General features: G+C 48.2%; 16 protein-coding genes. 12 read left to right on the forward strand and 4 right to left on the reverse strand.

The features are described from left to right. Positions 1–906: a DUF697 domain-containing protein gene (locus H8792_RS09320; RefSeq protein WP_185978683.1), complete on the reverse strand. Its 906-nt coding sequence runs from the start codon at positions 904–906 to the stop codon at positions 1–3. Positions 907–931: 25 nt separating this feature from the next. Further along, positions 932–2,308 carry a YcjX family protein gene (locus H8792_RS09325; protein WP_185978684.1) on the reverse strand — a complete coding sequence of 459 codons (1,377 nt, stop codon included), beginning with the start codon at positions 2,306–2,308 and terminating at the stop codon, positions 932–934. A 362-nt stretch (positions 2,309–2,670) separates the two neighbouring features. On the opposite strand from H8792_RS09325, the gene H8792_RS09330 reads away from it, so the two are divergent. The 12 genes from H8792_RS09330 to H8792_RS09385 all read left to right on the forward strand — a co-directional run bounded on the left by H8792_RS09330 (position 2,671) and on the right by H8792_RS09385 (position 16,533). After that, positions 2,671–3,648, forward strand: coding sequence for an ABC transporter permease (locus tag H8792_RS09330; protein WP_185978685.1), 978 nt, complete (start codon positions 2,671–2,673; stop codon positions 3,646–3,648). Between the two features lie 14 nt (positions 3,649–3,662). Next, positions 3,663–4,571: an ABC transporter ATP-binding protein gene (locus tag H8792_RS09335; RefSeq protein ID WP_185978686.1), complete on the forward strand. Its 909-nt coding sequence runs from the start codon at positions 3,663–3,665 to the stop codon at positions 4,569–4,571. A gap of 1 nt (position 4,572) precedes the next feature. After that, positions 4,573–5,046: a CopG family ribbon-helix-helix protein gene (locus H8792_RS09340; RefSeq protein ID WP_185978687.1), complete on the forward strand. Its 474-nt coding sequence runs from the start codon at positions 4,573–4,575 to the stop codon at positions 5,044–5,046. Then, positions 5,039–5,782 (forward strand): urea amidolyase associated protein UAAP1, encoded by a 744-nt coding sequence (locus H8792_RS09345; protein WP_185978688.1) that lies wholly within the window; start codon positions 5,039–5,041, stop codon positions 5,780–5,782. The genes H8792_RS09340 and H8792_RS09345 overlap by 8 nt, the downstream gene beginning before the upstream one ends. Continuing rightward, the gene (locus H8792_RS09350; protein ID WP_185978689.1) at positions 5,775–6,413 is read left to right on the forward strand and encodes an urea amidolyase associated protein UAAP2; all 639 of its coding nucleotides are present in this window, start codon (positions 5,775–5,777) and stop codon (positions 6,411–6,413) included. The genes H8792_RS09345 and H8792_RS09350 overlap by 8 nt, the downstream gene beginning before the upstream one ends. Positions 6,414–6,702: 289 nt before the next feature. After that, entirely contained in the window at positions 6,703–10,341 is a 3,639-nt protein-coding gene (uca, locus tag H8792_RS09355; protein ID WP_185978690.1) for an urea carboxylase, read from the forward strand. Further along, positions 10,334–12,139, forward strand: a complete 1,806-nt coding sequence (gene atzF, locus H8792_RS09360; RefSeq protein WP_228767053.1) for an allophanate hydrolase — start codon at positions 10,334–10,336, stop codon at positions 12,137–12,139. The genes uca and atzF overlap by 8 nt, the downstream gene beginning before the upstream one ends. After that, on the forward strand, positions 12,136–13,047 hold the full coding sequence (locus H8792_RS09365) for a LysR family transcriptional regulator (protein WP_185978692.1): 912 nt from the start codon (positions 12,136–12,138) through the stop codon (positions 13,045–13,047). The genes atzF and H8792_RS09365 overlap by 4 nt, the downstream gene beginning before the upstream one ends. A gap of 103 nt (positions 13,048–13,150) precedes the next feature. Continuing rightward, on the forward strand, positions 13,151–14,209 hold the full coding sequence (locus H8792_RS09370) for a putative urea ABC transporter substrate-binding protein (RefSeq protein ID WP_185978693.1): 1,059 nt from the start codon (positions 13,151–13,153) through the stop codon (positions 14,207–14,209). Beyond that, positions 14,206–14,913, forward strand: a complete 708-nt coding sequence (locus tag H8792_RS09375; protein WP_185978694.1) for a cysteine hydrolase family protein — start codon at positions 14,206–14,208, stop codon at positions 14,911–14,913. Before H8792_RS09370 ends, H8792_RS09375 begins: the two co-directional genes overlap by 4 nt. An 11-nt stretch (positions 14,914–14,924) precedes the next feature. Further along, positions 14,925–15,752 carry an ABC transporter permease gene (locus H8792_RS09380; protein WP_185978695.1) on the forward strand — a complete coding sequence of 276 codons (828 nt, stop codon included), beginning with the start codon at positions 14,925–14,927 and terminating at the stop codon, positions 15,750–15,752. Continuing rightward, on the forward strand, positions 15,745–16,533 hold the full coding sequence (locus H8792_RS09385) for an ABC transporter ATP-binding protein (RefSeq protein ID WP_185978696.1): 789 nt from the start codon (positions 15,745–15,747) through the stop codon (positions 16,531–16,533). The genes H8792_RS09380 and H8792_RS09385 overlap by 8 nt, the downstream gene beginning before the upstream one ends. A 167-nt stretch (positions 16,534–16,700) precedes the next feature. Here H8792_RS09385 and glnT read toward each other — a convergent pair whose 3' ends face one another. Together glnT and H8792_RS09395 are read right to left on the reverse strand one after the other, a co-directional pair. Then, positions 16,701–18,062, reverse strand: coding sequence for a type III glutamate--ammonia ligase (gene glnT, locus H8792_RS09390; protein ID WP_185978697.1), 1,362 nt, complete (start codon positions 18,060–18,062; stop codon positions 16,701–16,703). A gap of 65 nt (positions 18,063–18,127) precedes the next feature. Next, complete coding sequence (locus H8792_RS09395; RefSeq protein ID WP_228767054.1) at positions 18,128–18,898, reverse strand: creatininase family protein; 771 nt, start codon at positions 18,896–18,898, stop codon at positions 18,128–18,130. Positions 18,899–19,020: the final 122 nt, after the last annotated feature.

The following is a 19,020-nucleotide window of genomic DNA, read 5'->3' on the forward strand; positions in this document are numbered from 1 at the left end:
TCAATGTTTGGACAGTTCTCTTATCAAAGCTTTACCTAATCGTTGGTTAAGGCTGGCGACCGCCACGGCATCCACAGAATTAGCCAGTAATTTGTCGCCGAGTGTACCGCCAAGTTGGGCGGCAATTTCATCGGTCAGCAGGTCTGTCAGCGAACCGGCGGCGAGGTTTTCCAAGGCGATTCTCAATAATCGCCAATTTCCGGAAATACTCGGTCGTATTCCGAAAACCAGCGAAATCCGTCTTAAGGTTCTAAGGCTGATCCACAAAATTCCCAGAGTCTGGATAAACGAATTCGGGCTGATGAGGCTAATACCTCCGGCGGTAGCGGATTCGCGTTTGAGAACACTTTTAGCTTGGCGTTCAATAGGGGACAGCACCATATCCTGGTAGATCTTTAATACTTCATCATTAGTGTGATGTTCACGCAGAGAGTGCTCAAAAGCATGGTAGCAACCTCTTGCGAAAGCACTCCCGGTTTGCAGTTTACCGCGGTGTTTCAAAGCTCTGCGAGTGGTTGCGACATCTCCTTTCGTTTTCAGCTCTTCGATTGAAAAGAGGTCATTGCTGTATTTACCAATCGCTCTCAAACCTTTCCATTCGTTTCTTATCAGAGCAAAGATGGCAAGGGCAACCGCAAGCAGGAGGGCCGCTAGCAGGCTTGCGAGAAGAGGGTGGCTGGCCATAAGGTCGGTGACGTAGAGATAGGCATCAATCAGTGAGAAGCCGATAATAGCCAAAACCGTCGTGAATAATGCGATCAGCAGGGTTTTTATGCCCGAACCGGTATCTTCGATTACGGCCTTGTCATTCTGCAGAGGAACGTCGCTTTCCGGCAGGCTTAGCTCCGGTTGCGCCTCCTGCAAAGTGCGTTTTTTGACGCGTTCCTGGTATTGAGGTTCATTCATATCCATTACCTCGATATGGGTGCAATTACTTGATTAAATATTCAATGAGTCGGTCTATGCCTTGAGCGTGATTCATTCGGGCCAAGACATCTTTAGGAACCATGGTATTAATCGCCGGATAGTTTTGTTCCGGGTCCAAGGCTTTCAGCCGATCGGGTATGCTTTCAAATTCCCACTCTTCATAGTCGCCGTCCGGATTGGTAAATCGCAGACAGTTTTCGCAACTGCCCGGGTCGGTGGTTTGCATTGCCGAAATCAGAAAATGCTGGAATTCGACCTCTTTTTCCCTTAAATGCGCGCGAATACCGGAGGTAATGTCTTGCAGGAGGTGCAGGAAATTCTCATGCTGCGAATTGGGAATAAGGTCGATTTTGGTAGCGACAAACGCGACTTTACTGATCTCATGGCGGAATAAAATTTTCGGTTTATACCATTTGTCCGCGCCGTAAACAAAGCTGGATGCCAGATTGCTCAGAGTCTCTTTCAATTGATTTAAATGGGCGCGACTATGGCTCAATCCCTGATGCAGATCGAGCATAACGATTTGTTTGTCGGCCTTGGAAAAGTAGGACTCTTGCAGGGGGGCGAGCCAAATTTTCTTAAAGTGTTCAAAGTTCTTCTGAAACAGTAAGGTCCATGGGTGCTCAGGGTCACTGGCAATTCGGCTTGGTAAAGGAGCAAAACCGTTCTTTTCCCAATTGAATTTCGGGGAAGGAATCAGCATGCTGCCGGGTTGCAGCAGAGTAATCCCTTTGGATTTGGCGGCAATCAAATAGTTTCGGTACTGCTGCATGTAATCACCGACGAGTTCTTCATTCGGCAGGCGGTCAAAATCATAGCTTTCGACAAAGGCATGCCAGTCGGAAGCGTAATGTTTTTGCGGGGGATTAAGTTGCTGCGACCAGGCGCTGTCCGACCAAGCGACAAACTCTTTGTGCAGCATCGGCAGATCGGTCAGCCATTCTCCGGGATAGTCATGGAAACGGAAAATGATTTGATTGGATTTTCTGAGTAGCTTACTGATGGCGTTAAGCGGTTTGGTCGTCAGAACCAGTTCAAAACCATATATCTGTTCGGTGGATTCGGGCCATTGTCGAGATTGCAGTTTTTGCAGATTACGGTCAAGCGGAAAAAGGGCCTCGCCTTCAATCGGTCTCAGTTCAACCGATTGAATCAACTCTTTTGGCAGACTTCTGAGTAACGGCAGATTATCGAATGTCTGTTGCGATCTCTGGCTTAGCAGAGACATCAGGGTGGTGAAGAACATCGATTTTCCACTGCGACTCAGGCCGGTGATAATGACATGGTGCACGTCTCTGGAGAAAAGGTTTTCCAGGGATTGCGCACCTGTATCGACCAGCGTGTCAAATGCCTTGTAAAATTTATTAACGAAACGGCTCAAAGGGTTTTCTCATCGTAAGTAGGTTTGATCAGTTTAGGCTGAATGCGACATACGTCGGGCTATTTTTTATAGATGTCCGTTATAGCCGATTTATTCCAGCATAGAGCATACGACATCAAATAACTAATAAGGATTGTTGAAGGTATTATCAAGAGGAGGTCTGATTCTCCGTGAAGCTTGCCTGCAGTCTTTTGGGTAAGAGCTGCCCTTGAATGGTGCGCGTAACGGTATTTGTTCTAAGTTTTTAGCTTGATCTAGCGGGTTTTGGGCGGTTTTTTAATTGGTATGGCGCTTGCTTATTATCTTTTTAAATAAACGTAATAATTTTTTACCGGTTAAAAATTTAAGACTTGGGGCGACCGATGTTCAATAATTTATCTGCTTGGTTCACGCCACGAACCCCTTTAGATAAACAATCCAAACGTTTACTGACTTTTGGAAGTTTTGCCATTCCGATATTGTTGTGGTGTCTGTTCAGTTATGTGCCGTTTATTTGGCATCCACAAGTGGAGATCACTCAACCTGGCGGTGTGAGTTATTTTAGAGAAGGAACGCTGGTAGATAAAGAGATTTTTCAGAAGGAAGTCGATAAAAAACTGGCAGCCAATCCAGACTTGGATCCAGCTCTCTTGCCTCAAGGGGAGCCTGCCAACCCAGTCTATTTACCGGCTCCGCATGAAGTCGTCACCGCACTTTATACCGCCTTTACCACGCCTCCGAAGCGCAACAACGAGCCCTGGTTGCATGAGAGTCTCTGGCACTCGATTCAAGTCATCGCCTGGGGCTTTTTCTGGTCGATGGTATTCGGGGTGCCTTTGGGTATCCTGGCCGGAACCTATGCCTCGGCATCGCATCTGATCGAACCTTTTACCGAATTCTTTCGCTATCTGCCCGCACCGGCATTCGGAGCACTTGCTGTGGCGATTCTAGGAATTTACGATGCTCCGAAAATCGCCATTATTTTCATAGGGACGTTTTTCCAGATGGTGTTGATTGTCTCGGCAACGACGCGCAAATTGAATATCGCTCTGGTGGAGGCTTCTCTAACTCTGGGGTGTAAAGGTCTGCGCATGATTCGCCGTGTTGTCTTGCCGGGTATCTTGCCGGACCTGTATCGAGATATGCGTATTCTGCTGGGTTGGGCATGGACTTATTTGATTGTTGCCGAATTGATCGGAACCAGTTCGGGGATTACCTGGTTTATTACTCAGCAGGCCCGTTACAAGAACTTCGATAATGTATTTGCGGCGATTCTGATTATCGGCATCATCGGTCTGATAACCGACATGATTTTAGCCCGCTTGGGCAAGCGCCTGTTCCCTTGGCACACCAGTAAATAATAAGGAAAGTTTTCGTGAATAGTCATCCTCTTAACGAATGGATTACACCGGAAATTCAAGATCGAAACGAGCGAATCCTAAAGCGCCCGCCGGTATTGGATATTCAGCAGTTGCATAAATCTTTCGAGCACAAGGGTAAGCAGATTGAAGTGTTGCGCAATGTCGACTTCACTGCTTACAAGCGCGAATTTATCTGTGTAGTCGGACCTTCTGGTTGCGGAAAGTCGACTTTGGCCAGATTGATTGCCGGGCTGGAAACCATCGACGACGGCAGTATTTTGATGGACGGCAAGAAAGTGACTTCTCCCGGACCGGATAGAGGCATGGTGTTCCAGAGTTATTCGCTGTTTCCATGGATGACGGTCAAAGAGAACGTGATGTTCGGTCTGATTGAATCCGGTATGTCGAAAACCACTGCCGAACCGGAAGCTTTGCAATGGATCGATCTGGTCGGTTTGGAGAAGTTTACCGAATCCTATCCGCATCAGTTATCCGGCGGGATGAAACAGCGCGTCGCGATTATTCGAGCTTTGGCTAACCAGCCGAAAGTACTGCTTATGGACGAACCCTTTGCCGCTCTCGACCCGAAGAACCGCCTGAAAATGCAGCAGTATCTGTTGGAAATCTGGCAAAACATCGATATTACGATTTTCTTTATTACGCACGATTTGGACGAAGCCATCTATCTGGCTGACCGGATTTTGGTATTGGATGCCCATCCGGGTCGGGTCAAGGAGGTGGTCAATGTGCCTCTACCGAGACCGAGAGCAAACGATACTTTTTTAAGCCCTGCTTTTATGGGGACCAAAGCTTATTTGGAGAGTCTGGTTCATCACGAAGAGGAAGAGCCTGAAGATATGGAAGATAAGTTGAAAATGGTCCGCATGGTTTCAGTTAACTCAGACGTACCGGATATTTTTTAAGATGAAAAAGCCAAGTAATTTAATCAGAACCAGCGCCTCTCTGCCGGAAGAGGTATTAAACGAACTGGAATGGTTGACGAATCAACGCCAACTGAAAAATCGTTCTGCGATGTTGGTCGACCTTATCCGCAAGGAAGCGTCGGCATTCCGTCAGGATCATACCAACGAGATTATGGCCGGAACCTTCACGTTGGTATACGACCACTCGATCCCGGGATTGCAGCAAAAACTTAACCAGCTAAAACATAAATATGTGGCGGAGATTATCTCCACCACACAGGTTCAACTAATGAACCAGCATACTTTGGAAGTCAACCTGATGCAGGGACCTGCGCAGGGTTTGAAGCGGATCAGTGATGAAATGATGTCGTTTAAAGGCGTAAAAAACAGCAACCTTTATCTGACGGATTCTGCTCTTCCGCCTATTTATACAACCAATTCAAGCAGATTAACACAGGAGAAAGACAATGCCTGAGGCACCTTCATACAACGGTTTTGTTTGGAAAGAATTCATTCCGGCAGGCGCACACTGGTCGGGGGTGATTCGTCGCGGCACGGTTCTACGTTTGACGGACGTAGAAGGTCTGGCGAATGTTTCGATGTTGATCAACAACTTGGAAGTGAAAAACGAACGTTACAACATGCCGGATACTTTGAAAGCGCAAAAGACCGCTTTTTTGACGACGCCGAATATGTGTTTCAGCGATATGGGGCGGGTAATGTGCTCGATTATTGCCGATACCTGCGGCTGGCACGACACCATCGGCGGGATTTCCAGCGCGAGATCGCTTGAGAAAAAATACGGCAGCAAGAGCTACCAGGATGCGCATAACGACTATTTTAAAAACGGCCATGACAGTTTGATCAACGAGTTGGAAAAGTGGGGCTTGAACGAAAGCGATATCATGCCGAATATTAACTGGTTCAGTAAGGTTCGTGTCGAAGACGACGGTACTATGACGTTTGTCGCAAACAACTCCAAGGCCGGCGACTATGTCGATTTGCGTTTTGAAATGGATTGTATCGTCTGTCTGTCTACCGCACAGCACCCGATGGACCCGAACCCGGAATACAGCCCTAAACCGGTCGAGTTGAGTGTCTATAAGGCATTGAAAGTCGAACAGGACGATCCTTGCCGACTGCATCGCGGAGAAAACGAGCGCGCTTACTACAACACCAAAATCTTTTACGGAGAAAACCCAAATGACTAAGTTTGACGAAAATCGAATCGTTTACCGCGAAGTAGTAAAAGCCGGTGACCCTTGGATGCATGAAGTCAAAGCCGGGCAGTATTTCCGTATCGTCGATTTGGAAGGAAATCAGGCGGTCGACACGCTTTTCTATAGCGCCGCAGATCAGGCCGAACGTTATTCGGCTACCGACACCATTCGCGAGCAGGGCAAGATTTATCTGACCACCGGCAGCGAGTTGATGTCCAACAGAGGCAATAAAATGCTGACGATTGTCGACGATACCTGCGGGCGCCACGACACCATCGGTGGAGCCTGTTCTGCAGAAAGTAACACTGTGCGCTATGCGATTGAAAAACGTCACATGCACTCGTGCCGTGACTCTTTCCTGATGGCTTTGGGCAGCTGTAGCTGCAACCACGGTAAAACCATGACCAAAGAAGATCTGGCGAGCAACATCAACTTCTTTATGAACGTTCCGGTTTCGCCGGACGGGCATCTGGATTTCGATGACGGGATTTCCGCGCCGGGTCGCTATGTCGAGATGCAGGCGGATATGGACGTGCTGGTATTGGTTTCCAACTGCCCGCAGTTGAATAATCCGTGTAATGGGTATAACCCGACCCCGGTCGAAATGATTATTTGGGAATAAATTGTCACTAATGGCTCAACTGCGTTGTTGCGTCCTCGAAAATTTTTCGCCTATCTAATGATATGTCTCAAAATTTTCTTGCCGTGCGCCTAGCATTTGAACCACTACTAACAATTTATAGAGTTATGGAATTTTGCATAACGTTTTTAAATTTAAAAATTGAGAGAGTTACAGCTATTCCGTTAAGGCTCTCGCAAGTAAAAAACTAATACTGATAACAAACAAAATAAATCTAGGACGACCTAGTTGAAACAAATTGCCTCGGAACGATCTGAGAAAAGGACACTCAATGTTTAAAAAAGTACTCATTGCCAACCGTGGAGCGATTGCCACTCGAATTATCCGCACCTTGAAAAAAATGGGTATCCAGTCTGTGGTTTTGGCATCGGATGCCGACCGCGCGTCGTTACATGTTCAGCAAGCGGATGAAGTAATTTTTTTGCCGGGAAATGTGGCAACCGAGACTTACCTGAATGTGCCTTTGATTCTTGAAGAAGCGACTCGCCTTGGTGTCGAAGCGGTGCATCCGGGATACGGATTTTTGAGTGAAAACACCAGTTTTGCCGATGCGTGTGAAGCCGTCGGCATTCGTTTTATCGGTCCGCGAGCGGAACACATCCGCGATTTCGGTTTAAAACATACGGCCCGAGAGCTGGCGATTGAAGCGGGCGTACCGCTCTTGCCGGGTTCAGGGCTTTTGGATTCAATCGAGCACGCTTTGACCGAAGCCGAACGTATCGGTTATCCGGTAATGCTGAAGAGCACCGCCGGCGGCGGTGGAATCGGCATGCAGCGCTGCAACACGCCAAAAGAATTGAGTGACGCCTTTGAACAGGTTGAACGTCTCAGTCAAAACGCTTTCGGTCAGAAAGGGATTTTCCTGGAAAAATTCGTCGTCAATGCGCGTCATATCGAAATTCAGATTTTCGGTGACGGTCGCGGTGAAGTAGTGTCTTTCGGTGAACGTGACTGCTCTTTGCAGCGCCGTAACCAGAAGGTGGTCGAAGAGACTCCGGCGGTCGGTATCAGCCGTGAGCAAGTTGCGGAAATGGAAGCGCATGCGATCAGACTCGGTAAGATTGTCAACTACAAGTCGGCCGGGACGGTGGAATACGTTTACGATGCCGATCAACAAGCCTATTCGTTCTTGGAAGTGAACACTCGCTTGCAGGTTGAGCACGGTATTACCGAAGCGGTTCGCGGAGTCGATCTGGTTGAATGGATGATTCGTGTCGCTTACGATGAAACTTTGCCACTTTCGGCCGCGCAGATTCCTGCAGCGGAAGGACACGCGATCGAAGTGCGAGTGTATGCCGAAGATCCGTTTAAGAATTTCCAGCCAAGTACCGGCAAACTGACCGGTTGGGACATGCCGCAGGATTGTCGCGTTGATACCTGGTGCGAACGTGGTGTCGAAGTCAGTTCTTTCTATGATCCGATGTTGGCGAAAATCATCGTCAAGGGAACGGATCGCGAAGATGCGGTCGGCCGCATGCAAAGCGCCTTATCCAAGACCCGTGTCGATGGGTTTGAAACCAATGCCGCCTATCTGGAAGCCTTGTGCGGAAATGCCTCTTTCAAGCAGGCCGAAGGACTTTATACCCATTTCCTGAACAGTTTTATGCATACGCCGAATACGGTGGAAGTGACTCAGCCGGGTACCCATTCGATGATCGTCAGTTATCCGGGGCGTGTCGGTTACTGGGACATCGGCGTTCCGCCTTCCGGGCCGATGGATGCCTTGTCGCACCGTTTGGCAAATCGTTGTCTGAACAATGCGCAAGATGCCGCGACCATTGAAATGACGGTATCCGGAGTCGGTTTGACCTTCGATGTCGATACCGTGATCTGTATTACCGGTGCCGATGTGCAGCCGACGATCGATAAAGAACCGATTCCTCAGTGGCAGGCGGTGAAAGTGAAAGCCGGTCAGCAACTGAAAACAAAAGTAATCAAGGATGCCGGTCAGCGTGCTTATCTGGCGGTATTGGGCGGTTTTGACGTACCGGACTATATGGGCAGTAAGACCACTTTCTCTTTAGGGAAGTTCGGAGGTCACGGCGGGCGTTTGTTACGTGCCGGCGATGTTCTGCGGTTGCATAATCTGGAGATCCCTTCCGAACTTTTGGCTCTGCCGGAACAGGCGATTCCGACATTCGGCAATCATTTTGAGATCGGCGTAATTTACGGACCGCAGGGTACGCCGGATTTCTTTACCGATGAAGATATCGAAAAATTCTTTAACTGCGATTGGGAAGTGCATTACAACTCCAGTCGTACCGGTATCCGTCTGGTCGGACCGAAACCGCAATGGGCGCGGAAAGACGGCGGAGAAGCCGGTCTGCATCCGTCGAATATTCACGATAACCCTTATGCGATCGGTGCAATCGACTTTACCGGAGATATGCCGGTTATTCTGGCGCAGGACGGCCCAAGTCTGGGCGGTTTTGTCTGTCCGGCAACCATTATCGAAGCAGAACAATGGAAAATGGGGCAGTTGCGTCCGGGAGACAAAATTCGCTTTAAGCCGGTGACCATTGAACAGGCCGAACAGGCGATCAAAGATCAGGAAGCTGCCATCCGTTCATTGCAAACGCCGACGGTTGCTCAACTGTCTTTTCTGGATTCACCGACCGAACAGTCGTGTATCGCGCATGAAATTTCCGCGGACTCGCATGAATTCGGCGTCAAATACCGTCGTTCGGGCGACAGCCATGTGTTGATTGAATACGGCAGGATGGAGCTGGATCTGGCGCTGCGTTTCCGTATTCAGGTGTTATTCGAACGCTTGAAAGAGAATCGTGATAATCAGGCGGACTGGGCGTTTTTGAAGGATTTGACTCCGGGGATTCGTTCCTTGCAGGTACATTACGATCCGCGAAAAATCTCTCAGAACGAGCTGATCGACAAACTGATCGCTCTGGAAGAAGAGATCTCTTCCGGTAGAGACCTGACGGTGAAGAGCCGAATTGTCCGCCTGCCGTTGTCCTGGGATGATCCTAGCACGCGTTTGGCGATTGAAAAGTATATGACCACAGTGCGTCCGAATGCGCCGTGGTGTCCGAGCAATATCGAATTTATCCGCCGCATTAACGGTTTGGATAGTATCGAAGACGTTAAACGCATCGTGTTTGATGCCAAATATCTGGTCATGGGTCTGGGTGATGTCTATCTGGGCGCGCCGGTTGCTACACCGCTTGATCCGCGTCATCGTCTGGTCACCACCAAATATAATCCGGCACGCACCTGGACACCGGAAAACGCCGTCGGTATCGGCGGTGCCTATATGTGCGTTTACGGTATGGAAGGACCGGGCGGTTACCAGTTTGTCGGTCGGACTATTCAGATGTGGAACGCTTATCACCGTACCCGTTTCTTTACCGAAGAGAAACCGTGGCTATTGGATTTCTTCGATCAGATTCAGTTCTATCCGGTTTCCGAGGAAGAGCTGGCGCAGGCCCGTTTAGATTTCCCGCTGGGACGTTTCGGCATCGACATTGAAGAGACCGAACTGTCGTTGAATGCCTACCAATCCTTCCTGAAAGAAAATCATTCCAGTATCGACGAATTCAAACAGACTCAGGGTGCGGCCTTTGAGGCAGAACGTCTCTATTGGGAAGAATCCGGGTTGGCGAATTTCGAAGCCGAAACCGCCCAGGAAGAGATTCAGAGTGAAGGTCTCGGCGAATTGCCTGAGGGCTTCGAAGCGGCTCTGTCTCCGATTACCGGCAGTGTCTGGAAACTGCAGGTCAAACCGGGCGATAAGGTGGAAGAGGGCGATACCATCGCCATTCTGGAAACTATGAAAATCGAGGTGGCGGTCGAAGCGGAAAGTTCCGGAACCGTCACTGAGATTTTGGTGAACGAAGGTGATTTGATTCAGATGGGGCAGGCGTTAATGGTACTTGAGGAGAATGAAAATGTCTGAAATCGATTTACGTCTGGACGCATTAAAGCAAGCCTATCAAAACGGCGGACTGACCCCTCGTCAGGTTGTTGGAAACCTGCTGGAAAAAGCCGCTACCTATCAGGATTACAATATTTTCATTACTCTGTTGAGTGAAACTCAACTGGAGCCTTATTTACATAAGTTGGATCAGAGCGATCCGCAGAGCTTGCCTTTATGGGGTGTGCCGTTTGTTATTAAGGACAATATCGATCTGGCCGGCATTTCGACCACCGCAGCCTGTAAAGAGTATAGCTATATGCCTGAAAATTCGGCGACTGTGGTTGAGTTGTTGATCGAAGCCGGTGCGATACCGATCGGTAAGGCGAATATGGATCAGTTTGCGACGGGATTGGTCGGTACGCGTTCACCCTATGGCGTTTGTCATAATGCGTTCGATTTTGAGATGATTTCCGGCGGTTCCAGTTCCGGTTCTGCGGTCTCCTTGGCACTGAACCTGTGCAGTTTCTCGCTTGGAACCGATACGGCCGGTTCGGGGCGGGTACCTGCCGCGTTCAATAATCTGGTCGGTTTAAAGCCGTCGAAAGGTCTGTTAAGTTCCAGCGGACTGGTTCCTGCGGTGCGTTCGCAGGATGTCATCAGCGTGTTTGCTTTGAACGCGCAAGATGCGGCACAGGTCTTTGATGTGGTTGCAAAATTTGACGAAGAAGATGAATTCAGTCGTGATCTGGCAGAGTTGAATCCACCGGTTTGGCACAAGAAACCGGTTATCGGGGTGCCGAATGCGTCGAATTTGCTGTTCGACGGCGATCAGCTTGCTCAGGAAAATTTTGAAAAAGCGGTCGAAATGCTGGTTTCCGAAGGTTACAAACTGGTTGAAGTACCGTTTTGTTCCTGGCTGGAAACGGCGAAACTGCTGTACGGCGGTGCCTGGGTGGCAGAGCGCTATGTTGCGATAGAAGAGTTTATTGAACAGCACGAAGCGGATATGGACCCGACGGTGGCCGAGATCATCGCCGGAGCTCGAACTTTAAGTGCCGCCGATGCCTATAAAGGCAGTTACAAATTGCAACATGCGCAGCGTGAAACCCAGCTTCAATGGAAGGAGAGAGGGATCGACTGCATTATGACGCCGACCACACCGACGATCTACAGTATCGAACAGTTGGCCGAACAGCCGATCCAGCATAATTCTACGCTGGGTACCTACACCAATTTTATGAACCTGCTGGATTATGCCGCAGTCGCTATGCCGACCGGATTCCGTGACGATAAGTTGCCATGCGGGGTGACCTTTTTCGCACCGGCCGGTAGCGATCGGGCCTTGCTGCAATTGACCGATGCCTTGCACGGCAAATTTGTCGAAACTTCCGGAGCGAAAGGCTTGCCGGTTCCGGCAAGCAATCCTGCCTGTTTTACCGATAGCCGGGTAATTCCTCTGGCGGTAGTCGGGGCGCACTTAAGCGGATTCCCATTGAACAAGCAACTGCAGGAACGCGGTGCGACCTTGCTGGAAGAGACAGAAACCGCTCCGAAATACCGCTTTTACGAGTTGAATGAACGCCCGATTCTAAAACCGGGTCTGGTTAAACAGAAATCAGGGGGAGAATCGATCGCTCTGGAAGTCTGGGCCATGCCGAAAGAGCACCTTGGCAGCTTCCTGGCACTGATTCCATCGCCGTTGGGATTGGGTAAAGTCGAGCTGATCGACGGCAGGGAAGTGGTCGGTTTTATCTGCGAACCTTACGGAATCGAAGATGCCAGGGAAATCACCGAGACCGGCGGCTGGCGGAATTGGATGAGGCAAAGGACTGAATGAATGTCGATGAAAGCTATGTCAAGCTTTTAAAGGTTTATGCGGCCGTAGTCGAATCGAATGGAATTGCCAACGCTCAGGCTCGGCTAAATAAAGATGCTTCGACGATCAGTCGCGCCATTTCACAGTTGGAGAGCCGACTGCAACTTACTTTATGCAACCGTGGCCGCAGCGGCTTTGAATTGACCCCGGAAGGCAGTTTGGTTTATGAGGAGTCTTTAAAGCTCTTTACCGGTTTCAGGGGGTTTGAGAAAAAAGTCGAATCCCTTAATGGTCAAGGGGCGCAAAGTCTCAGCATCGGTATTATCGACAATATCATCACCGACGTTAATTGTCCTTTGTTAGCGGCTGTCAGCCAGTATTGTTCCGAGCACCCGCAAGAAGTGCTGCTCGACATTACGGTTCAGACTCCCCATGAACTCGAAAAACAATTGCTTGATAAGCGTATCGATATCGCCTTGGGTATCTTTGAAAGCAAGCATGACGCAATCGGCTATACCCCTTTGTACCGTGAAACCGATTACCTGTACTGTGCAAGAGACAGTGAACTGGGAGAGCAAATACAAAGAGGACTGGAGGACAATAAACTTTTGCAGCTTTTAAACGGGCAGAAGTTTGTATCACGAAATTTTCTGAAAGAAAGCGATTTGCTTAAACTCAACTTGGAAACTTACGGTCACGTTAGTTATACCGAAAATCTTGAAGCGATGGTGTTCCTGATATTATCGGGACAATATATCGGCTTCATGCCCGAACATTATGGTAAAAGCCTTAAACAATCCGACGACTTGATTCCAATCCTGCCCGAACAACTATTCCACACCTCTGTCGTTGAAGCCGCACATCTGGCGAGAGACGAATCTATCCGTGGTGTCATAGAGCACTTCTTCAAACTGTTGAAAGGTTCATGATATAAGTCGCAAGTTTACTTGCAAACCTCATCATTTAAGCCGTTCGCTCATTCCTCTAATCTAAGGTTGAAAACCTGAAACAGATTAATAAGAGGATTTATCGATGTTTCTTTTTAAGAAAAGACTTTTACGACTACTGGCAGCGACATTTCTGCTGAGTATGGCTGCCGTTTCCTACGCTAAAGATAAATACACCATTGCCTGGACAATCTATGCCGGTTCCATGCCTTTGGCTTATGCGCAAGACAGTGGGATTTTACAGAAATGGGGCGACAGATACGGATTTGATTTGGAAGCGGTGCAATTAAACGATTATATCGAAGCACAAACCCAGTTTACGGCCGGTACTTTCGATGCGGTCATCGCTATTTCGCTGGATGCTCTGACAATTCCCGCTGCATCTGGTATCGACACAACCGCAGTCATGCCTTTAAGCACCTCCGCCGGCAGCGACGGAATCATTATTTGCGGTAAGAATAAAACCCTGAAAGATTTACAGGGAAAGAGAGTCAATCTGGTCGAATTGTCCGGCTCTCACTATATGCTGATCCGGGCTCTGGAAACGATTGGGCTATCTGAGAAAGATGTCACGGTTGTGAATACCTCCGATGCCGATATAGCAGCGATTTTCGAAGATCCGAACAGTGAGGTCGTTGCAACCTGGAAACCGCAACTGAGCGAAATTTTATCTCAATACCCCGATTCAACTCTGGTGTTTGATTCAGCGGATATCTACGGCGAAATCGTTGATGTCATGGCGGTAAAAACCGAAGCCTTAAAGCACAAACCCGAACTCGGCAAAGCTATTGCCGGCGCTTGGTATGAAGCTCTGTCGATTATGCAGGACATTCAGAATCCCAAACATTCGGAAATGATGGCGTATATGTCCAAAGCATTGCACACGGATGAACAGGGGCTGGATAATCAATTGAAAACCATCGACTTCTTTATCCCTGAAAAGGCTGAAAAATTTGTGACTTCAGCTGAATATCCTAGCAAATTAAAAGAAATGACCCAGTTTGCATTTGAACATGGATTATTGGGAGAAGGCGCTTCTTCGGCGGATTTTATTGGCATCGAAACAGGGGATCATCAAATTGTCGGTGATCGCAACAATGTTAAACTGCGTTTTCCGACTACCTGGTTGGAGCCACTTCAATGATTCGACTTCAATTCAACCTGTCAGTACCCTATGCATGGCCGCTTAGCGGAGAGCTGAATCTGGAAAAAACAGCGCTGATTGTCATTGATATGCAACGGGATTTTTTGGAAGACGGAGGCTATTTTGCCAGTATGGGGGAAGATATTTCCGATGTTCAAAAAGCGATTCAACCGGCAAAAGCATTTCTCGAAACGGCACGGCATCTTGGAATCTTGGTGATTCATACACGTGAAAGCCATCGAGAAAACCTTTCCGATCTTAATGCAAACAAATTTATCAAAAGTCAAAATCAAGGAGCTTCGATCGGCAGTGAAGGACCGATGGGACGTTTATTGATTAGAGGAGAGTACGGTTGCGACATTATCGACGATTTAAAACCGCTCGAAGAGGAAACCGTGATTGATAAGCCCGGCAACAGCGCCTTTTACGCAACGGATATGGAAACGATCCTTAGAGCCCAAAATATAGAAAATCTGATTCTGTTGGGTGTGACGACGGATGTCTGCGTGTCTTCAACAATGCGCGATGCCAACGATCGCGGTTTTGACTGTTTGATCTTGGAAGACTGCTGTGGCGCAGCGAATCGCGAGTTGCACCGGTCGGTATTTAACAGTATGGAGCGCGAAGGCGGGATCTTCGGTTCTTATGCAAACAGTGCCGACTTTAGCCACTTTTTGCTAGAAGCAAGAAGAGAGATCGTCTGATCGGTTTGTTTATGAAGAAAGTGATTAACCAAACTCCCGGACCTATCTGGGGAATTTTTCTGGGCTTGCTTCCGTTAATATTGATTGTGGTTTTATACGCGGCTGCGTCAGACGCAAGGCTGCTGGCGAATCCGGGCGATAAGCTTCTGCCCGGGTTCGATCAGATGTGGAATGCGTTTTCCCGTATGGCTCTGGAACCGAGTAAACGGACAGGAGAGTACCTTCTTTGGGTCGATACCTACAGCAGTATGATCCGTCTGCTGGTCGGTGTTCTGATTGCCGCCATATTGGGAATGTTTTTAGGAATCTTGCTCGGCAGTCTTCCTTATTTAAATGCCGGCTTTTCACCTCTTCTGACCGTGACTTCACTGGTTCCGCCTTTGGCGATATTACCGATATTGTTAATTATTTTCGGTGTCGGAGAGGTATCGAAAATTGTGTTGATTGCGATTGGAATCACGCCATTTATCGCGCGAGATATTCAAAGAAGCACTCAGAATATTCCTCGGGAGCAGCTCATCAAAGCGCAAACGCTTGGAGCGAACAGTGTACAAATGATATTCCGGGTCATCACTCCGCAAATGATGCCTAAGTTGATTGATGCCGTGCGATTGTCACTTGGTGCAGCCTGGCTATTTCTGATTGCAGCAGAAGCAATTGCTTCAACGAATGGCTTAGGCTACCGCATCTTTCTGGTTCGACGATATATGTCCATGGACATTATTATTCCTTATGTTGTCTGGATTACCCTACTATCGTTTTTGATGGATATTTTGCTGGCAAAGCTCAACCGATGGTTTTATCCGTGGCATTTCAAGGAGCAGGCTAAAAATGATTGAAGCGAAAAACCTGTTTAAGTATTACGGAAAGCAATCCGTTTTAGAAAAAATGAATGTCACGATTCGGCAAGGCGAGTTCATTACAATGGTCGGCCCCTCAGGATGCGGTAAAAGCACTTTTCTGAAAATGATACTCGGAACCGAAAAACCGTCTCAGGGGAAATTGCTCTTAAACGGCAAATCTTTTCCGAATGAACCTTCGGCAGAGATTGGCGTAGTTTTCCAGCAATACTCGGTTTTTTCTCATCTTACGGTTTTGGATAATCTATTAATCGTCGGACGTTTCAAACGCAATAAGACACTCGGCTTCTTTGCAAAAGGGCAGAAGAGACCTTTCGTCGAAAAAGCACTGGCTTTATTGGAAAAAGTCGGACTGGATAATGTTTTAGACAAGTATCCCCATGAACTTTCCGGAGGCATGGCCCAAAGACTGGCCATAGCGCAAGCATTGCTCGGCGAACCGAAAATCCTATTGCTTGACGAACCTTTCGGTGCTCTCGATCCCGGAACAAGAAAAGACATGCACAAGCTGGTTCTGGAGCTATGGAAAGAGCTGGGTATTACCATCGTTATGGTTACCCACGATTTAAAAGAAGGCTTTTATCTGGGCACGCGCCTCTGGGTATTTGACAAGGCAAATCATTATTCCGTCAATAAGAACCAGGGATCGACCTTAATCTACGATTTACCGATAGGAAACAATGAACCGGAATTGTACCGGGAACTGGACAATCGAATCCACCCGGTCGAAAGTTTCATCATTTCTCAGTCGGCGAAATAATTAAAATCATCGAAATCGCTAGTTGGCCAAATTGGGTGGTCTAAAGACGGAAGGAAATGGATTCCATTTTGGAATTGTATGAAAAGCTAGGTTGAGGTCTTAATTTTTGATCGATTTCAAAAGCGCCAGAAGGCGCTTTGAGAGGTAAAAACAGATTGAGATTGAGCTTAGAAAAGATGGCTGTAACGTTTGATTTCCCAAGCAGAAATGGTTTCGTGATATTCACGCCATTCGCGTTTCTTGTAGGTGATGAATTCGTCGCGCAATTCTTTACCCAGGACTTCTTCGACAAACGGATCGGCTTCGAAAGCTTCAACCGCTTCCAACAGGTTTTGCGGTAGGAATTCGATGCCTCTTGCCATACGCTCTTCTTCGCTCAGTTCATACAGGTTGTCTTCCTGAGCATGGCCCGGGTCCAATTTCTCGCGAATACCTTGCAGACCTGCAGCCAATACCAGCGCAGCAGCCAGATATGGGTTGACGGAACCGTCAGCATTACGTGATTCAAAACGTCCGCCGCCCATAGGTACACGGATCGAGTTGGTACGGTTGTTGGAACCGAAAGAGTTGAATACCGGTGCCCATGAGAAGGTTTTCATATCTCCTTGACGAACCAGACGCTTGTAGCTGTTGACTGTTGGTGAGAATACAGCACATAAGGCCGGACCGTGTTTGATAACACCAGCGATGAATTGATAACCCAATTCGGTCAGCCCCAGACCGCGCGGATCGTCTTTTGGATCGCATTTAAAGACGTTTTCACCGGTTTCTTTGTCGAACAGTGACATATTGAAGTGCGCTCCGTTACCGGTTTTATCGGCGTAAGGTTTCGGCATGAAGGTTGCCAGCAAACCTTCCTCTTTGGCATAGTGCTTAGCCATGTAGCGGAAGAAAGTGAAGCGGTCACACATGGTTAGTGCATCGCTGTACTGGAAGTCGAACTCGAACTGTCCGTTGGCGTCTTCGTGGTCGAATGAGTACAAATCCCAGCCCAGATCGTTAATAGTGGTCGCCATCTTATCCAGCCAGGTGAAGCGGTTCATAAAACCGCTGACGTCGTAACAGGGTTTGATTAGTTTGTCGTCCGGATCAGGAACAGAGAGGCTGCCGTCGGCTTCTTCTTTCAAAACGAACAATTCGCATTCGATACCCAGATTGAAACCGAATCCCATCTCTTCGGCTTCGGCAAGGACTTTTTTCAGTGCGACACGAGTGTTGATTTCATAAGGTTCGCCGTGCAGAGTGTTGTCGGCAGCCATCCACATGACTTCCGGTTGCCAAGGCAGTTGAATGGCGCTGTTCAGATCCGGTACCGAGGCGATTTCGTCATCGTTCGGACTTTGTCCCAAACCGTCCAAAGCGTAACCTGTGTAAAGTTCCGAACCTTTTACCATGTGGTCCAGATGGTCGATCGGTACAAATTTACCTTTTGGAATCCCGTGGATATCGACATAGGCACCCAAGCAATATTTAACGCCGTTGGCTTTCCATTCTTCCTTGAGCTGTTTTACGTCCATTTCACTGTTCATTTAAATCTCCTTAATTCGATGCAATCGATTTGTTCATTTTGTGTTTAAAAGTTGTGGCGTTCGATTCAGTCGACGTCGGTTAATGTTTGGTGGTAGGAGTGGGGTAGAGGAGGTTGCTCCTTCAGCCCTTGTTGGATTTTTTCCGCCAAGTCCTGTTTCATCCACTCGAATAGCTCCTGGCCCTTTTCAACCGTAGCCAGGCTCGGTTTTCCTGTTACGCCGTTTAAACTGGTCCGGTTTACCGGATGCGAAAAAACGCAATCGACGGTTCTATCCGGATCGTCGCTATCATGCAGTTTGTCGAAACGAACGATTTCCGGTGCCAGAGCCATCATCAGAGAGGTTTCCGCTTCATTGGCATGCCAGTCGTCGGCATCTTCGAAGTGGCGATCTTTTACGCGCTCACTGACGGTCGCCGAATTGATCAGGGCGACCATAAAGTCGTCATGCTCGGCTCGCAACATCTCCAAAGCGCAGCGTAGCGGTGCAAAATTGCTGACATGACTGTTTAAAATAAACAGGCGCTTAAATCCGCTGTGAGCGACCCAGTCACCGATTTCCTTGACTACATCGATCAGGGTTTTCGGCTGCAGGGCGATAGTGCCTGGCCAGCGTTTAGAGTGACCGATCGAACAGCCGTAAGGTAAAGTCGGCAGCACTGCAATATCGGTCAGATTACCGACTGCCTGAGCCAATTGGTCGGCGATTTCCGAATCCATACCGCAGCCCAAGTGAGGGCCGTGCTGTTCTGTTGCTCCGACTGGAAGCAGAGCGGCACAGGAATCCGCCTGAGCAAATTTAGCGACTTCCGGCCATGTCATTTGATGCCATTGCATAATTTTTCCCGGTTTGTTTGTTCCTAAATGAATAATAGCGTTCGGTTCGGAAAATCCGATTCTTCGAATTGTTCTTTTTCTATATCAGGTATTACTTTTTTATAAAAAGGTAATACTTATAA

It is taken from the genome of Thiomicrorhabdus heinhorstiae, assembly GCF_013391765.2.
Taxonomy (GTDB): domain Bacteria; phylum Pseudomonadota; class Gammaproteobacteria; order Thiomicrospirales; family Thiomicrospiraceae; genus Thiomicrorhabdus; species Thiomicrorhabdus heinhorstiae.

Coding starts and splice junctions, on each gene's coding strand:
- H8792_RS09320 (WP_185978683.1), bottom strand. CDS start 906: ATGAATGAACCTCAATACCAGGAACGCGTCAAAAAACGCACTTTGCAG.
- H8792_RS09330 (WP_185978685.1), top strand. CDS start 2,671: ATGTTCAATAATTTATCTGCTTGGTTCACGCCACGAACCCCTTTAGAT.
- H8792_RS09340 (WP_185978687.1), top strand. CDS start 4,573: ATGAAAAAGCCAAGTAATTTAATCAGAACCAGCGCCTCTCTGCCGGAA.
- H8792_RS09345 (WP_185978688.1), top strand. CDS start 5,039: ATGCCTGAGGCACCTTCATACAACGGTTTTGTTTGGAAAGAATTCATT.
- H8792_RS09350 (WP_185978689.1), top strand. CDS start 5,775: ATGACTAAGTTTGACGAAAATCGAATCGTTTACCGCGAAGTAGTAAAA.
- uca (WP_185978690.1), top strand. CDS start 6,703: ATGTTTAAAAAAGTACTCATTGCCAACCGTGGAGCGATTGCCACTCGA.
- atzF (WP_228767053.1), top strand. CDS start 10,334: ATGTCTGAAATCGATTTACGTCTGGACGCATTAAAGCAAGCCTATCAA.
- H8792_RS09365 (WP_185978692.1), top strand. CDS start 12,136: ATGAATGTCGATGAAAGCTATGTCAAGCTTTTAAAGGTTTATGCGGCC.
- H8792_RS09370 (WP_185978693.1), top strand. CDS start 13,151: ATGTTTCTTTTTAAGAAAAGACTTTTACGACTACTGGCAGCGACATTT.
- H8792_RS09375 (WP_185978694.1), top strand. CDS start 14,206: ATGATTCGACTTCAATTCAACCTGTCAGTACCCTATGCATGGCCGCTT.
- H8792_RS09380 (WP_185978695.1), top strand. CDS start 14,925: ATGAAGAAAGTGATTAACCAAACTCCCGGACCTATCTGGGGAATTTTT.
- H8792_RS09385 (WP_185978696.1), top strand. CDS start 15,745: ATGATTGAAGCGAAAAACCTGTTTAAGTATTACGGAAAGCAATCCGTT.
- glnT (WP_185978697.1), bottom strand. CDS start 18,062: ATGAACAGTGAAATGGACGTAAAACAGCTCAAGGAAGAATGGAAAGCC.
- H8792_RS09395 (WP_228767054.1), bottom strand. CDS start 18,898: ATGCAATGGCATCAAATGACATGGCCGGAAGTCGCTAAATTTGCTCAG.